This is a genomic window from Marcopretia estuarina LEGE 06307, assembly GCF_056633115.1.
On record NZ_JBSJOY010000004.1, the window covers coordinates 256,084 to 271,164 of the forward strand.

Annotated in this window: 17 protein-coding genes and 2 pseudogenes; 5 read left to right on the forward strand and 14 right to left on the reverse strand. The window is 62.0% G+C overall.

The window, feature by feature from the left end:
* Positions 1-60 precede the first annotated feature (60 nt).
* The 5 genes from ACWJI3_RS11020 to ACWJI3_RS11040 all read right to left on the reverse strand — a co-directional run bounded on the left by ACWJI3_RS11020 (position 61) and on the right by ACWJI3_RS11040 (position 5,153).
* Positions 61-840, reverse strand: a complete 780-nt coding sequence (locus tag ACWJI3_RS11020; protein WP_094513659.1) for an ABC transporter permease — start codon at positions 838-840, stop codon at positions 61-63.
* Positions 837-1,733 carry an ABC transporter permease gene (locus ACWJI3_RS11025; RefSeq protein WP_255100614.1) on the reverse strand — a complete coding sequence of 299 codons (897 nt, stop codon included), beginning with the start codon at positions 1,731-1,733 and terminating at the stop codon, positions 837-839. Before ACWJI3_RS11025 ends, ACWJI3_RS11020 begins: the two co-directional genes overlap by 4 nt.
* Positions 1,711-2,922: an ABC transporter substrate-binding protein gene (locus ACWJI3_RS11030; RefSeq protein WP_480203693.1), complete on the reverse strand. Its 1,212-nt coding sequence runs from the start codon at positions 2,920-2,922 to the stop codon at positions 1,711-1,713. Before ACWJI3_RS11030 ends, ACWJI3_RS11025 begins: the two co-directional genes overlap by 23 nt.
* Positions 2,919-3,968 carry an ABC transporter ATP-binding protein gene (locus tag ACWJI3_RS11035; RefSeq protein WP_480203694.1) on the reverse strand — a complete coding sequence of 350 codons (1,050 nt, stop codon included), beginning with the start codon at positions 3,966-3,968 and terminating at the stop codon, positions 2,919-2,921. The genes ACWJI3_RS11030 and ACWJI3_RS11035 overlap by 4 nt, the downstream gene beginning before the upstream one ends.
* A gap of 162 nt (positions 3,969-4,130) precedes the next feature.
* On the reverse strand, positions 4,131-5,153 hold the full coding sequence (locus ACWJI3_RS11040) for a methyltransferase (RefSeq protein WP_480203695.1): 1,023 nt from the start codon (positions 5,151-5,153) through the stop codon (positions 4,131-4,133).
* A 356-nt stretch (positions 5,154-5,509) separates the two neighbouring features.
* Between ACWJI3_RS11040 and ACWJI3_RS11045 the strand changes: the two genes are divergently transcribed.
* From ACWJI3_RS11045 to ACWJI3_RS11065, 5 genes and pseudogenes are all read left to right on the forward strand, one after another.
* On the forward strand, positions 5,510-5,671 hold the full coding sequence (locus ACWJI3_RS11045; RefSeq protein WP_480203696.1) for a hypothetical protein: 162 nt from the start codon (positions 5,510-5,512) through the stop codon (positions 5,669-5,671).
* A 161-nt stretch (positions 5,672-5,832) separates the two neighbouring features.
* A complete protein-coding gene (locus ACWJI3_RS11050) occupies positions 5,833-6,090 on the forward strand; it encodes a transposase (RefSeq protein ID WP_480203697.1) in 258 nt (85 codons plus the stop codon).
* A gap of 195 nt (positions 6,091-6,285) precedes the next feature.
* Entirely contained in the window at positions 6,286-6,801 is a 516-nt protein-coding gene (locus tag ACWJI3_RS11055) for a DDE-type integrase/transposase/recombinase (RefSeq protein ID WP_480203698.1), read from the forward strand.
* A 66-nt stretch (positions 6,802-6,867) separates the two neighbouring features.
* A pseudogene (locus ACWJI3_RS11060) lies at positions 6,868-6,918 on the forward strand (hypothetical protein); the annotation flags it as partial.
* Positions 6,919-7,166: 248 nt separating this feature from the next.
* Positions 7,167-8,240, forward strand: a complete 1,074-nt coding sequence (locus ACWJI3_RS11065) for a glycosyltransferase family 2 protein (protein WP_480203699.1) — start codon at positions 7,167-7,169, stop codon at positions 8,238-8,240.
* 17 nt (positions 8,241-8,257) lie between these two features.
* Here ACWJI3_RS11065 and ACWJI3_RS11070 read toward each other — a convergent pair whose 3' ends face one another.
* The 9 genes and pseudogenes from ACWJI3_RS11070 to thiC all read right to left on the reverse strand — a co-directional run bounded on the left by ACWJI3_RS11070 (position 8,258) and on the right by thiC (position 15,042).
* On the reverse strand, positions 8,258-9,448 hold the full coding sequence (locus tag ACWJI3_RS11070) for a hypothetical protein (RefSeq protein ID WP_480203700.1): 1,191 nt from the start codon (positions 9,446-9,448) through the stop codon (positions 8,258-8,260).
* Between the two features lie 404 nt (positions 9,449-9,852).
* Positions 9,853-10,284, reverse strand: a complete 432-nt coding sequence (locus tag ACWJI3_RS11075; protein ID WP_480203701.1) for a transposase — start codon at positions 10,282-10,284, stop codon at positions 9,853-9,855.
* Positions 10,285-10,375: 91 nt separating this feature from the next.
* The gene (locus ACWJI3_RS11080; protein WP_480203702.1) at positions 10,376-10,576 is read right to left on the reverse strand and encodes a hypothetical protein; all 201 of its coding nucleotides are present in this window, start codon (positions 10,574-10,576) and stop codon (positions 10,376-10,378) included.
* Between the two features lie 265 nt (positions 10,577-10,841).
* Entirely contained in the window at positions 10,842-11,141 is a 300-nt protein-coding gene (locus ACWJI3_RS11085) for a transposase (protein ID WP_480203703.1), read from the reverse strand.
* An 8-nt stretch (positions 11,142-11,149) separates the two neighbouring features.
* Positions 11,150-11,416: a transposase gene (locus tag ACWJI3_RS11090; protein WP_480203778.1), complete on the reverse strand. Its 267-nt coding sequence runs from the start codon at positions 11,414-11,416 to the stop codon at positions 11,150-11,152.
* A 349-nt stretch (positions 11,417-11,765) separates the two neighbouring features.
* Entirely contained in the window at positions 11,766-11,948 is a 183-nt protein-coding gene (locus tag ACWJI3_RS11095; protein ID WP_480203779.1) for a transposase, read from the reverse strand.
* 310 nt (positions 11,949-12,258) lie between these two features.
* Positions 12,259-12,993: pseudogene (locus ACWJI3_RS11100) on the reverse strand (phosphomethylpyrimidine synthase ThiC); the annotation flags it as partial.
* An 82-nt stretch (positions 12,994-13,075) separates the two neighbouring features.
* Entirely contained in the window at positions 13,076-13,654 is a 579-nt protein-coding gene (locus ACWJI3_RS11105; RefSeq protein WP_480203704.1) for a cupin domain-containing protein, read from the reverse strand.
* A 2-nt stretch (positions 13,655-13,656) separates the two neighbouring features.
* The gene (thiC, locus tag ACWJI3_RS11110) at positions 13,657-15,042 is read right to left on the reverse strand and encodes a phosphomethylpyrimidine synthase ThiC (protein ID WP_094513674.1); all 1,386 of its coding nucleotides are present in this window, start codon (positions 15,040-15,042) and stop codon (positions 13,657-13,659) included.
* Positions 15,043-15,081: the final 39 nt, after the last annotated feature.

The window sequence follows — 15,081 nt, forward strand, 5'->3', positions numbered from 1 at the left end:
GCGGAGCGGGGGCGGCGTGCAGCTGACCCAAGGTCGTGCGCGGCCAGGCCTGTCGCCGAGCTAACCGCGGCGCTGGCGGGGCGGTGAGGCGAGCACCAGCAGCACGGCGCTGACGAGCAGCACCAGGGTGGAGAGCACCTGGATCTGGGGCGAGATCTCGCGCTGAAAGGCACCGGCCAGGTAGAGCGGCAGGGTGACGATCTCGCCGGCAGTGAAGCTGCTGATCACGTAGTCGTCGAAGGAGAGAGAAAAGGAGAGCAGGGTGGCCGCCAGCAGGCCAGGCGCCAGCAGCGGCAGGGTGACCCGGCGGAAGGCCGCCAGCGGTGGAGCGCCCAGGTCCTGCGCAGCGAGCTCGAGCGTGGGGTCGAACCCTGCCAGCCGTGCCTTGAGGGTGAGCGCCGCGTAGCTGAGGCAGAACAGGCTGTGGGACAGCAACAAGGTGAGCGGTCCACGGGGCAGATCGACGCGCACGAACAGGGTGAACAGGGCCGTGGCCAGCACGATCTCCGGGTTGGTGAGCGGCAGGGCCAGCAGCAGCTCGATCCAGCGCCCCGCCCGCAGGCGGGCGCGGCTGAGCGCCAGGGCCATCAGCCCGCCCAGCAGCACCGCCAGCAGCGCAGCCGCCAGGGCAAGGCCGAGGCTGGTGAGGAAGGCCTGGGTGAGGGCGACGTTACGCAGCGGATGCCGCCAGTTCTCCAGGGTGAAGCCCTGCCACAGCAAGTTGAAGCGCCCGCGGGGGGCGTTGAAGCTGAACAGCACGGTGACGACCACCGGCGCATACAGCAGGCCATAGGCCAGCGCACTCCATACACCCAGCAGCAGCGCACCGGTTCGGTTCATGGCAGCGGCAGATCCTCCACGCCACGGCTGCGCAGCTGCAGCACCACTGCCACCGAGATCAGCGCCATCAGCATGAGCGTCAGGGCCGCCGCCCGGGGCGCCTGCAGTTGCACCAGCAGCAGGTTGTCGATCGTGTTGGCGATCATCCGCTCATTGGGGCCGCCGAGGAACAGCGGATTCACGACATCACCGGCCGCCGGGATCAGGCTCAGCAGCAGGCCGGCTCCCAGCCCCGGCAGCGACAGGGGCCACACCACCCGAACGAAGGAGCGCAGCGGACCGGCATGCAGATCAGCGGCGGCCTCCAGCAGGCGGGGATCGATCCGCTCCATCGCCACCACCAGCGGCAGCACCAGAAACGGCAGCACCCCATTGGTGAGGCCCAGGATCACCGAAGTGGGCGTGTTCAACAGCCGTCCATCACGCAGCACCCCCAGCCCATTGAGCAGCTCGGTGAGCCCAAGGGTATCCAGCACGCCGAGCACCGGACCGTTGTCCCCGAGCAGGCTGGTCCAGGCAATCGCCCGCACCAGAAAGGACGTGAGCGAGGGCAGCACCACGAGGCCGATCAGCAGCGGTTGCCAGCGGCCGCCATGGAAGCGGATCGCGAAGGCCAGCGGATAGGCCAACACCAGGCCCACGGCCGTGGCCACCAGTGCGTAGCTGAAGGAACGCACCAGGATCGGGCCGTAGGCCTGCAGCACCTCCAGATAGTTCGCCACCCGGCCGGTGAACACCGTGTCGAGGCCGAAGCGGCTGAGCGGCTCCGACAACGACAGTGGCACCAGACCGAGCAGCGGCAGCACATACAGGGCCAGCAGCCACAGCAGGCCCGGGGTCAGCAGCAGCCACGGCCAGTGGCGCCGGAGTTCAGCCCTCGGTGATACGGGCAAAGCGTTCCTCCCAGCGGGCTTCCTCCTGATCGCTGAGCGGCCCGAAGACATGCAGCTTCTTCTGCATGGCCGCATCTGGGAACATCAGCGGGTTGTTTGCCAACGGGGCGGTGGCGGGATCCTTCGCCAGCACCTCGCGCACCCCTTCCACCGGGGAGATGTACTGCACCGCAGCGGCGATGCGTGCCGCTTCCACCGGCTCGTAGACCCAGTTGAGCCAGCGGGCCATCTCCTGCGGGTGGCGGGCGCCCTTGGGCATCAGCATCACGTCGGCCCAGAGCACACCGCCGCTGTCCGGCACCAGGAAGCGCAGATCGGGCTGCTCCATGGAGAGCTGCGCGACATCCCCCGACCAGCCGATGCAGGCGGCCAGGTTTCCGGCCAGCAGATCGGTCTGGTAGTCGTTGCCGGTGAAGCGACGGATCTGGCCGTCCTTGCGGGCCTGCTCCAACCGGTCGAAGGAGGGCTGGGCTGCGGCCCAGGTGGGGCGGGTGATGTCCTGGCCGTCGGCCAGCATCAGCAGGCCCATGGTGTCGCGCATCTCCAGCAGCGCCGACACGCGGCCCTTGAGCGCTGGATCGAACAGATCATCGATGCCGCGCAGTTCCCGGCCCGTGGCCTTGATGTTGTAAGCAATGCCAGCGATCCCCGACTGCCAGGGCAGGCTGAAGCGCTGCTCCGGATCCCAGGAAGGCTTGCGCAGGGAGGGGACAAGATTGCGGGCGTTGGGCACCTCCGCCAGCGGCAGCGGTTCCATCCAGCCCAGCCGGATCAGCCGTTCGGCCATCCAGCCGGTGAGCACGATCAGGTCCTGGGCGAGCGGCCGGCCGGCAGCCAGCTGGGGCTGGATGCGGGCGAAGAACTGGCGCACATCATTCACGTCCTCGACGTAGCGCACCTGGATGCCGGTGTCCTTCTGGAAGCGCGCCACACTCCCGGGGGCGCCAGGGGCGTCCACATCGATATAGAGGGGGAAGTTGGAGATCACCAGCTCCCTGTCCTTGCCGCCGCCGTCGCCGCCCTCGCTCTGGCCGCCGGTGCCGCCGCCACCCCCACCGCCACAGGCCTGCAGCAGCGGCGGTGTGAGCGCCACCCCCGCAGCCGCCAGCCCCAGCTGGCGCAGAAAGACCCGGCGGCTGCGGGGGGATGGGGCGGAGCCGGAGCGGGAGGGGGTGAACGGACGGGTCATGGGCGGCTGGGCGGCTGGAGGGCGTGGCTGTCGGCGGGGTTCCACCGGCACCAGAGCTCGGTGCCGATGGAGAGATCGTCCGGCAGACCGGCGCTGGTATCGATCGCGATCAGCGGCAGATCATCGGCACAGCGCAGACGCACCTCCACCGTGGCTCCCTGAAAGGCGAGTTCGCGCACCCGCGCCCGCAGTCCCCGCTCCCCTTCCCCCGGCGGGGACGTGCTGAGCCGCAGGCGCTCGGGCCGCAGCAGCCGCACACCCTCCCCGGCACCGGTGGGCAGCAGGTTGGCGGCGCCCAGGAAGGTGGCCACCACGGCGCTGGTGGGGCGTTCATAGAGCTCCCGCGGCGTGCCCACCTGCTCGAGCCGGCCGCGGTGCAGCACCGCAAGCCGGTCGCTCAGGCTGAGGGCTTCTTCCCGGTCGTGGGTGACCAGCAGGAAGGTGATGCCCACCTCCCGCTGGATGCGCTTGAGCTCGGAGCGCATGGTGCGACGCAGATCGGGATCGAGTGCCGCCAGCGGTTCGTCCAGCAGCAGGGCAGCCGGGGCGTTCACCAGCGCCCGCGCCAGCGCCACCCGCTGCTGCTGGCCGCCGGAGAGCTGGTGAGGCCGGCGCCGGGCCAGCTCCGTGAGCCGCACCACCTCAAGCGCTTCGCCCACCCGGCGGCGGATCTCCGGCTCCGGCCGGCGCAGCGAACGGGGCCCGAAAGCCACGTTGTCCCAGACGCTGAGGTGCGGGAACAGGGCGTAGTTCTGGAAGACCAGATTCACCGGCCGCCGGTGAGGCGGCGCCTGGGTGAGGTCCTGGCCCTGCAGCAGGATCCGGCCCGCCTGGGGGCGCTCGAAACCGGCGATCAGGCGCAGGGTGGTGGTCTTGCCGCAGCCGGAGGGGCCCAGCAGGGAGAAGAACTCGCCGGCAGCGATCGACAGGCTGAGGTCGTCGAGGGCGGCCTGATCGCCGTAGCGATGGCTCACATGGCGCAGCGCGATCGCCTCGGCGGGGAGGGCCGCGACGCGGCCGCTCTCCAGGACGGGCTGCGTGAGCACAGAGGAAGCGCGAATGGGCCCCCTTTTAGCAATGTCCGGCCCGCTGTGATGTCCACCAGCAGCTGGCATCAGCAGTTGAACAGATGGCGCCGGCATGGGGCAGCGGAGCCAGCCGTTCAGACAGGCGCGACAGGCCATGGCAGGCCTGGGGCCCTAGGTGGCCTACTTGATCGCCACCACCATCGAATCAGGCCCTACGAGGGGTTCCACCCGGCTGCTGGAGAAGCCCGCCTCCCGCATCCAGCCGGCGCAATCGGCGCCGGTGTAATCGAAGCCGCCGGGTGTTTCGATGAGCATGTTGAGGCTCATCATCAGACCGAAGGCATTCTGCGAGCGGTCGTCGTCGATGATGGCCTCGTAGACGATCAGGGCACCGCCGGGCGGGAGTGCGTCGTAGGCCTTGGAGATCAGCATCTTCTTGGTGGCGAGATCCCAGTCGTGCAGGATGTGCCCCATCAGCACCACATCGGCCTGAGGCAAGGCCTGCTGAAAGAAGTCACCCGGCTGGAAGCTGAGGCGATCTGCCACTCCAGCCGCGGCGACATACTCCTCGAACAGCGGCGCCACCTGCGGCAGATCAAAGCCGATGCCCCGCAGGTGTGGGTTGGCGAGGGCGATCTGGGTAGCGAGATCCCCCTGTGCCGTGCCCACATCCACGAATGTGCCTGCGGTCTGCCAGGGGTAGTGGCGGGCGATCGCCATGTTGGCCCCCCGGCTGATGCCGGTCATGGAGGAGAGGAATTCCTTCAGCCGGGCCGGGTCGCTGTAGAGCGTTTCAAACAGCCCCGTGCCGCCGTTGCGCAACTCGTTCTGCGGCGCGCCCGTGCGCAACGCTTCGGTGAGGTGACCCCAGAAGGGATAGAGGCGATGGTTCGCCATCTCGAGAATGCCGCCCAGGTAGGTGGGCTTGTGGGGATCCAGAAAGAGATCGCTGTCTGGAGCATTGGCATAGCCGGCCGGGCCGCGGCTGAGGAAGCCGAGGGCCACCAGTGCATCGAGAAAGTCGCGCGCCGCACGCGGATGCAGACCAAGGCGCTCGCTGAGACCTTCGAAAGGTTCCGGACCATCCGCCAGCGCACGGAACACACCGATCTCGATGGCGCTGAGCAATGTTTTCGAGGCCCAGAACGCCAGGCCGGTCTGCAGGATCTTGTCCGGAGTGGGTTGCTCAGGCACGCGGGTCACCAGATGTTGAAGGGGGGTCGCAGCAGCGGCCGTGGTTGAGGGTTGACGCCTCTGACAGCGGTTCGCCGCGGTGCAAGCCCGGCGCTACCGCAGCGTCGCTGACGGCGGCAGGGGCACTGGAGCCTAAAAGAGGAAGGGTCTGTGGCTGAATCGCGCCTTGGCTGAATCACTCTGCCGGCCGTGGCCGAGGGGGCCGGGCGTGGCCCAGGTGGCACCAAACCCGCCCGGACAGAAAGAAGGCGTGCTGGGCACTCTGCGATCAGCCACGCCCGAGGCCGTGCGGGTTCCATGAACAGCTGGGACTCCTGCAACCACGCTGATGGGCAGGAACAGTGGCCAATCAGGGGCGCCAGCACGTGCGCGCCTTAAAACTCCAGCCGGAGCGACAGCAGCAGCAGGGCAGCAGCCGCACCCACCAGGAGGCCGGGGAAACCACCGGCAACCAGCCCTGCCACAACCATGAGCACCGCGAACAGAATTTGAACCCTGCGCAGATCACGATTGAGTTGCCTGGTTGAATCCTGGAGCAACCGCCTGCGGGCGATCCGGTTCAGACGGCTCCTCTCACGCTGTTCAAACAGATTGTTACTGCTTGAACTGAGGTAGACTGGCTTTTATGGACTGGGTCCATCATTAACCTGTGAGGCGGGGCAGCGCCCCTGAAGGGGGGCTGCCACCGTTGACGAAGCTTTCTCCGAAGGAGTTGTGCGAACGCCGCACCCATAGCCCTGAGTTCAAGGCCAGGGTCGCCATGGAGGCGATCAGTGGCGGCAAGACGCTCCAGGCGATCGACGCCGACCACGCGGTGCACCCGATCCAGGTGAGCCAGTCGAAGAAGCAGCTCCTTGAGGGCACCAGCGACCTGTTCAGTAGGGGCAAGAAGACACAGGCTAAGGAGGCTGGGCTGTTCCAGCAGTACTGCTTCGCAGAAGCCTGACGGCTACGGCAAGCTCCAGATGGAGCTGGAGTGGCTGAAAAAAGTCTCAACTGCTCTGATGCCCATGCACGACGCAAACTGGTCGATCATGACCACCCTGATCTCACGGTCACTCGCCAATGTGATCTGCTGGGCCTACCTCGATCCACGCTGTATTACCAACCGGTCCCTGTCCGTAAATCCACGCTGAGGATCATGGCGAGGATCGATGCCCTCTACCTGGAGGATCCCACCACCTGCAGTCGGCAGCTGGTCCATTACCTGGCCAGAGACGGCATCCCGATGAGCCGTGACCGTGTCCGAAGCTTCATTCGGCGCATGAGATTACGAGCGAACTACCAGAAACCCCGCACAACGGTGCCGGGTGAACCATGCGAGCACTTTCCCTGCATGGTGGACCTCCAGCTGCTCACGGCTCCAGATCAGGTCTGGGCTACGAATGTCACCTACATCCCTTTGCGGAAAGGATTCCTGTACCTGGTGGAAGTTGTCGATGTGTTTTCCAGGCTTGTGTACTCCTTAAGTGAAGGCTGCGCCTACAGCTGGAAGCTCTCCAACAGCCTTGACACGGAGTTCTGCCTGGAGGCGCTGGAGATGGCCCTGGCCAGTGGCCGCAAGCCCCAGATATTCCATTCCGATCAGGCATGTCAATTCACCTCGTCAGGCTTCGTTCAACGACTCAAGGCAGCGGAGATCCAGATCAGCTGGTAGGGCCGTAGATGCAGCTACGACAACAACTTGGTGGAGAGGCTGGGGCGCACCGTCAAGTACGAGGAGGTGTATCTGCGTGCCTACAGCGATGGCCGGGAAGCGGGGATCAGTCTGGCCCGCTTCTTCTGGAGGTATGACCAAAGAAGACCGCACCGCACACTGGGAGACAAAACTCCCCATGTGGTCTACGATGAAGTCCGAACCCTGTTCCTTCCGCCCTGGGTTAACGATGTCAGGGGACCAGTCTGTCCCGCAAGAGCCATCCACCTCATAGTGCTGCTAAGGGCTTTGATTTCAACCATAATGAAGACACATTCGTGCAAGGCGAGCATTCACCACCCCATCAACTTCGGGTCACACTCGTGTTGCCCACCTACAACGAGCGGGGCAACATCGCGCCGCTCCTGGCTGAGTTGCTGTCACTTAAGCAGAAATTCGACCTGGAGATTCTGGTGGTGGACGATGATTCTGCCGATGGAACCGCAGAGCTGGTGCGGCGGCTGTCCCATGGCGAGCCGCGGTTGAGGCTGATCCGGCGGGTGGGGCGCTCCGGCCTAGCTAGCGCGATCAAGGAGGGCCTGCTCGATGCCACCGGTGACGTGGCGCTGGTGATGGACAGCGATGGCCAGCACGAGGCGGATGCGGTGCTGCGCACGATCAACACCTTGATGCAGGACGATGTTGATCTGGTGATAGGAAGTCGCTTCCATCCCGAGGCGCAGATCCGCGGCCTCAGCGGCCGCCGCGAGGCCGGCTCCAGCTGGGCGAACGCCAGTGCCCGGTTCAGCCTCCCACGCGCCTATGGGAGCCTGAGCGACTACATGAGCGGCTTTTTCGCGCTGCGGCTGGAGCCGCTGCTGCCGCTGATCCGCGCTGTGGATGTGAACGGCTTCAAGTTTCTTTACGAGTTGCTAGCGGTGAGTCGCGGTCGCCTGCGCACCACCGAGGTGCCGCTCCACTTCCAGCCGCGCAGCTACGGAAGCTCCAAGCTAGATCTGGCCATCTTCTGGGATTTCCTGATCTCGATCCTCCACAGCCTCAGCTTCCGCTTGCTGCCGCGGCGGGCGATCAGCTTCGGATTGGTGGGGATCAGCGGCGTTGCGGTGCAGCTGCTTTCCACCCAGCTTCTGATGCTTCTGGGCGACCTGAACTTTGAGCAGGCACTCCCCGTTGCCGTAGTGGCTGCCGCCAGTTCCAACTACCTGATCAACAACGCACTGACCTTCCGCTTTCAGCGACTGAAGGGCCTGTCTTTGCTGCGGGGCCTGCTGAAATTTTTACTGGTTGCCTCGCTGCCGGTGCTTGCCAATGTGGGGCTTGCCTCCGCTTATTACAGTTTCGTGGCTCGTGACACATTCTGGGCCCAGCTGGCAGGGATCTTGGTGGTGTTCGTATGGAACTACGCAGCCAGCAGCAGATTTGTGTGGAACACTCCATAGCTATCGCTAGCGAAGATCTACGCCAACCAGTACCAATGAGAAAACACGAAAGCAAATAACGACATTAGCAATGCAGAGCAGCCTATCAAGATTTCAGGTGGGGCCCTTTTAAAAAACATTGCAATTAAAATATACACCGGGAACAGAGAAGTAGCAAACCTGCCTGCACTAAACCATACCGTGGAGGATATCAAAAGAACAGAGAGCGACCACAGAAGAATACTCTTTGGTAAGCACTTTTTGTATAAGCCAAGAACCATAATTCCTAAAGCGAATATCGCCAAAAAGGAATTAATAATTCCCATCTCATTAATCTCGCCCCTAAGCACTCTATTGATATTTAAAATTGGCGTCCAGGTGTTTACGATATCATTTAGCAATGACTCCCCAGTCCACCATCCTTTTTGACTTATCGCAAATTGCAAGAAATTTCCAAAACTGAAGTGAAGATATAGCAAATAAGCAATTAATAGCGAGCAACCAACCATAGTAGCAGCAAAAAATTGCCTTACAGTCTTAGCCCTTGAACAATGGCCGCTGAAAGGGCATGGATTAGAACCACAAGCCTGCAGAAAGGCTAGGTAAGCAAACGGAACAATACCAACACCAACAACTCTTGTGACACCTGCCAAAGCAGCCGCAATCATTGAAGGAAGCAGAGATCGACGAAGCGAGAACCAGAAAGATGCAGTAGTGGCTGCAAAGAAAAACGATTCAGTATAAACTGCGCTGAAGAATATTGAAAACGGACTAAAAGCAGCCAAAGCGACTGCAAGCCTTGCAGTTTTTTTTGAGGCATATCGGTAAGATATGTCATATAAGAAGCACAAGCCAATCGCAAAAGATGCATTCGAGACGGCTATTCCCCAAGCGATTACTCCTTTCTTCCCTAGGAAGCCAGCCAGTGATAGAATAAAGGGGTACGCGGGGAAGAATGCAGTGTTTAGTTGGTCTTTATAGCGAGGAGTACTGGAATATCCCTTTTCGGCCAAATCAAGGTACCATCCAGAGTCCCAACGAGCAAAGCCATCAAGAAAAAGATTGTCAGGAAAAACCCTCCAAAGGCCGTCACCTGAAGCGATCGCAGGTATTATGGCTAAACCAAGGTAGACAACAAGAAAAAGAGTTGCCCTACTGAAGATAAATACAGCCAGCGCGTATTTATATCGAAGTAGCAACCCTATAAGCATGGATTTTGGAGGGACCATAACGAGTAACTATCCATAGCTCTGGAGATTACAGTAGTAGGTCCAACAGCCTAGACAAGCGTGCTGTCATGAAGATTTTCGAGCAATGTCGCTGGAGCTTCCCCGGGACGGTAATTGCCAGGAAAGGTGGCGCCCCCTGCTGCTGCTAAGGTAGCCATGGCAGACATAGCTGGCTTTGGTTAGATTTACGGGAGTGGTGGGTTGATCCAGACCGCCGACGGTTGACGCCAGCAGCGCGTCGATCATGTACAGCGACGCGGGTGTCGCTGACGTGCCCCTTCGTAGACGACAGCGCGGTGACGGCAGATTTCCACAACCTGGCCGCTGTGACGTTGCTGGGGCGTCACGAATTTTATCCCGATGTGGCACTGCCGATGGTTGTACCAACCAACAAACAACTCTACCTATTCGCAGGCATCGTCCTTGCTGGAAAAAGGCCGACTCGGGTAGTCGGGCCGGTACTTCGCTGTCTTGAACAGGGATTCTGAGTATGGGTTGTCGTTCGATACCCTCGGACTGGAGAAGGATCTGAGCACGCCCAGCTCCTCCAACCGGCTCTCCAATGTGGCCGCTCTCATGGCAATGCCGTTGTCGGCGTGGAGGAGTAACGGCTGGCTGCGGGCCTTGCTGATCCGCTCGCGCAGCCGGAACCAGTTTACCAAATCGGCTGCAACGGCTGGGTCTTTTCGCTCGGCGACATCCCAGGCCACCACCTTGCGGCTCCAGATGTCGATCACCAGGTAGAGGTACAGCCACACTCCACGAACGGTGGTAGGCAGGTAGGTGATGTCCCAGCTCCACACCTGATTGGGACCAGTGGCCCCTAGGCGTGGCACTGGCCTGGTTCCTGTGGAGGCCGGGCACGCCCTGCCGGTGGGACTGACCGTGAGCGTGGAGTACGCGGTAGAAGCTGCGCTCTGAACCGATTTACAGGCCTCGATCCGCGAGCACCGGCACGATCTGGCCTGGTGGCAGCGCCGCAAATTCCGGCTCATTGCAGGTGAGCAGGATCCGCTGGCGTTCTTCTTCGCTGAGGCGGTGGGCCACATGGCGGTGGCTGCCCTTGCGGCGGTCAATGCCAACACCGTTGCCAGCACTGCAGCGTGGTGAGACCAACGCCCAGGACAAGAGCTAGCTCACTGGCTTGGGCACCATCGGCAACACCCTCATGGAGAAACTGTAGGGCCTTCCGGCGGTCGCCCGGGCACGTCAGGCGTCCCCGTCCTCTCCCCAGAAGGCCTGAATCATTTATGAGGCGATCAGCAGCGCTGCCGCCTCTGCCAGGGCCTCCTCCTTGCGGCGCAGCTCTTGTTTGATCTCCAGGTGGTCCTTGGGCACGGAGCCGTTCGAGTTCCTTCTGCTCCTACGGCTCGTCGAGCTCGCCGGACTGCGTCTACAAGGTGAGCACTGGCTTCTTGTTGGCATCCTGGGATGCCTGTCGCCAGCGCTCCACCTGCTCCGGGTACAGGCCCCGCTCGCGGCAGTAGGCACTGAGCTCGGTGACGGTAAAGCCTGCTGTCTCCAACGCCACCGTGAACTTGTCGGTGGCGCCCCAGCCTTCAGGATCCTTCTCGGATGCCGGCACCACCTCTCCCTGTAACCGCCAGGGCTTCCTCCAGTTGTAGAGGGTGACCACGTGAATGCCCAGTTCTGCGGAGATCTGGGCCACGCTCTGCCGATGTGGCGGGCTCATCCGCCTCCTCACATCAGCCTTGAGGGCCCCGCGGTAACGACGCATAGCTCTGCTCCATCAAGCCCCCTTGGTGAAAGAACTTCTCGGGTTTGAGAGGCGTCAACTTTCCTAGCAGAGGGGGAGTCTGCCCAGACATAGTCATGTTCATTCTCAGGGTCCATGAGGAATGGAAGCATCTGACTGTCGTGAAGATTGGCAGGACTTACAGCGTATCGACGGATGAAGCCATGGTCGACATCGATACAGATACTGTTCTTGTAGCCGTAGTAACTGATGCCGTTCTTTTGGACTCAGCGAGCGTCTAAGTCCTTCTGCTGCAAGCGATCTGGGTTCTCGTCCCAACCTTCCGGCAGCCTCCCGGCTTTGACTTCCTTGTTCTCCTCGCGGGTATTGCGTTGCTTAGGAACCGGGACGAGAGTCGCATCGATGATCTGACCGCCACGGGCTTGGAGACCCTGGGATCGGAGATATGCCTCAAACCTCTCGAAGAGCTCCTCGATCACTCCTACCTTGCAGAATCACTCCCTGAAGAAGCCGACTGTTATCGCATCGGGAATGCTCTCATTACGCCAAGCCCGACAAACTCCTCAAAAGAGCGTCTGTCATTCACCTGAAATTCAAGCTCTACATCGCTGAAGTTAAAAGCTGCTGAAGAACGAGCATCTTGAACAGAATCAGCGGATCAATCCGCTTGCATCCTGCATTGCTCTTGCGTTCACATACATAGCCTTTTTCAAGAAGCGGACGGAACGGTTCCCATAGAAGCGAATCGGCCAGGCGCCTGAGGGCAGGCCTCTTATCCTCGATCTTTGCGACCCTTTGCTATTCGTCCCAGAAGCCCCTCTGCCCCACGACTGACCTGTTGATTACTCAACTAATAGCAATCGGGAGCATGCAGGAATCGGCTGGCTTGTTGAAATTTCGAGGCGTACTTGCATCGGCTGCCTGACAAGACAAGCTGCAAGATTGTCTATACTTATTGCAGCGGGGAAAGTGGGAGAGATATTTATAGCGAGATCGTTATTTTCGAAAGAGAGCTATAGCCTGTTTGTACTATACACCTCTTCATTCCCTATCTTTATCGCTCCCCTCATCGCCACTTCCATGGCCACAGCACCTATCCAAGTCCTCTCTGCGCTGCCCAGAGCGCTCCTAAATTCCTTTGTGATTTCAGCGCTATTTCGAGGCACTCGATGTCCGCATCCGTGATCTTATCTTGGTCTGCATCGGGTAGTTGCTTCATCCCGCACATCAAGCAGAACTCCGCCTACTTGTAGATATCGGCCGGCAGGCTTTCATCGTGGTATTCGCGGGCCCGATCGGGGTCTAACGGCAGCTCGAACTGCTTATTCCAGTCGAAGGCGTAGCGGGCGCGGCTCAGTTCGTCGTCCCGCTCGCGTGCACCCGGGCGGTGACGGGCGGTGACGGACAATGTCGGCGGCGTGTGCGGCGATCTTGTAGGCGATCAGGCCCTCGCTCACATCCTCGGCATGGGGCATGTCCAGGTGCTCCTTCGGGGTCACGTAGCAGAGCATCGCCGTGCCCTGCTAGCCAGCCAGGGCCGCGCCGATGATGCTGGTGATTGGTTTGTAGCCGGGGGCGATGTCGGTGACCAGGGGCCGCGTACGTCGAAGGGCACCTCGCTGCACTCCTCCATTTGCTGTTTGATGTTGAACTCGATCTGATCCATGGGCACATGGCCCGGACCCGGAACCTCCACCATCACCTGCACGTCGTGTTTCCAGGTCCAGCGGGTGAGTTCAACCAGGGTTTACTGTTCTGCCAGACGGGCCACATCGGAGGCGACGTATTGACAACCGGGCAGGAGGGATTCACCGATGGAACTGCGGCAAGGGAGCGGGGTCCCAGAATGTGGCTGCTCGAAGGCTGATCCACTGGGGCCGCAGGGGGATCAATAGGGAGTGATCGTGATCTCAGTGTTGATGGGGCGGGGACAGCATCAACGTCAGAGCTGAGACAATTATCTCCGATCGATCAAATCCATGAACTCTCGATCTAACGGATGAAAACTCAGTGATCACCGGCTGGGCATCCGGGAACGCAGCCCTGGCAAGAGCAGTGGGTTCCATCCGCTCCACTTCTTCAGGAACCACCCGGCCCCAGATGGAAGTGCCCACAAGCGCAAAACCAAAGGAGCCACCCTCGGACAGACGCCCCGCATGGAATGTGCCGCCTGGAATGGCCAGCTGGGGCCGCTGACCAGACGCCAGGTCACTGCCGACCTGCGCGATCGAGGCATGGCCTTCGGGCGACACCAGCAGCACGTGCAGCGGGTCTCCCAGGTGGTGGTGATACACCTGGTCGTGGCAGATGCGGTGCAGCTGGATGCCCCGCTCCGGGCTGGCAAGAAAGTAGAGGGTGCCGCCTGGAATCTCCCGGGCCACGAAGCTCTCGGCCACCCTGCCGCAGGTGCGATGGGTCTCCAGCCCGAGCCAGGCAACCACCTGCTCGGCGCTGGGTGGCTGGGCCCCTTTCGGGCCGTGGCCGGGCAACTTCAGACCCCTACCGGCTGGCCGGCGGCCGCCTGGGCCTTCAGCACGTCTTCGAGGCCGGCGAGATCCTCATCGGTGATCTTGGTCTGCATCGGGCAGTGCTTGGGACCGCACATTGAGCAGAACTCCGCCTGCTTGTAGATGTCGGCCGGCAGGGTTTCATCGTGGTATTCGCGGGCGCGCTCGGGATCGAGCGAGAGCTCGAACTGGCGGTTCCAGTCGAAGGCGTAGCGGGCACGGCTGAGTTCATCGTCGCGATCGCGGGCGCCGGGGCGGTGGCGGGCGATGTCGGCGGCGTGGGCGGCGATCTTGTAGGCGATCAGGCCCTCACGCACATCCTCGGCATTGGGCAGGCCCAGGTGCTCCTTCGGGGTGACGTAGCAGAGCATGGCCGTGCCGTGCCAGCCGGCCAGGGCGGCACCGATCGCGCTGGTGATGTGGTCGTAGCCAGGGGCAATGTCCGTCACCAGCGGGCCGAGCACATAGAAGGGCGCTTCGCTGCACTCCTCCATCTGCTTCTTGACGTTGAACTCGATCTGGTCCATCGGCACGTGGCCGGGGCCCTCCACCATCACCTGGATGTCGTGCTCCCAGGCGCGGCGGGTGAGCTGGCCGAGGGTTTTGAGCTCCGCCAGCTGGGCTGCATCGGAGGCATCGTGCTGACAGCCCGGCCGCAACGAATCGCCCAGCGAAAAACTGCAGTCGTAACGCTTGAAGATCTCGATGATGTCGTCGAAGCGGGTGAACAGCGGGTTCTGCTTGTGGTGGTAGAGCATCCACTGGGCCAGGATGCCGCCGCCGCGGCTCACGATCCCCGTGAGGCGGCCCTTCACCAGCGGCAGGTGCTCGATCAGCAGACCGGCGTGGATGGTCTGGTAATCGACGCCCTGCTGGCAATGCTTCTCGATGATGTGCAGGAAATCATCGGCATCGAGCTTCTCGATCGAGCCGTGCACGCTTTCGAGCGCCTGATACACCGGCACGGTTCCGATCGGCACGGTGGAGGCGTTGATGATCGCCGTGCGCACCTCATCGAGATTGACGCCGCCGGTGGAGAGATCCATCACCGTGTCGGCGCCGTACTTCACCGCCAACCGCAGTTTTGCCACCTCTTCCTCGAGGTCGGAGGCATTGGGGGAAGCGCCGATGTTGGCGTTCACCTTGCACCTGGAGGCGATGCCGATCGCCATCGGCTCCAGATTGGTGTGGTTGATGTTGGCAGGGATGATCATGCGGCCCCGGGCCACTTCTTCCATCACCAGGGATTCGGGCAGGTTCTCCCGCTTGGCCACGTAGGCCATCTCCTCGGTGATCACACCCTGGCGGGCGTAATGCATCTGCGACACGTTGGCGTCGCCGCGACGCTTCTCAATCCAGGCGCTGCGCATGATCGACTCGAGAAATTGGGGCGTTCGGACCGGGTCGCT

Bases quoted from the DNA above. Each gene is read 5' to 3' on its own strand.
- ACWJI3_RS11020 (WP_094513659.1), bottom strand. From the start codon at position 840: ATGAACCGAACCGGTGCGCTGCTGCTGGGTGTATGGAGTGCGCTGGCC.
- ACWJI3_RS11030 (WP_480203693.1), bottom strand. From the start codon at position 2,922: ATGACCCGTCCGTTCACCCCCTCCCGCTCCGGCTCCGCCCCATCCCCC.
- ACWJI3_RS11055 (WP_480203698.1), top strand. From the start codon at position 6,286: ATGGCGAGGATCGATGCCCTCTACCTGGAGGATCCCACCACCTGCAGT.
- ACWJI3_RS11070 (WP_480203700.1), bottom strand. From the start codon at position 9,448: ATGGTCCCTCCAAAATCCATGCTTATAGGGTTGCTACTTCGATATAAA.
- ACWJI3_RS11085 (WP_480203703.1), bottom strand. From the start codon at position 11,141: ATGAGCCCGCCACATCGGCAGAGCGTGGCCCAGATCTCCGCAGAACTG.
- thiC (WP_094513674.1), bottom strand. From the start codon at position 15,042: ATGCGCAGCGCCTGGATTGAGAAGCGTCGCGGCGACGCCAACGTGTCG.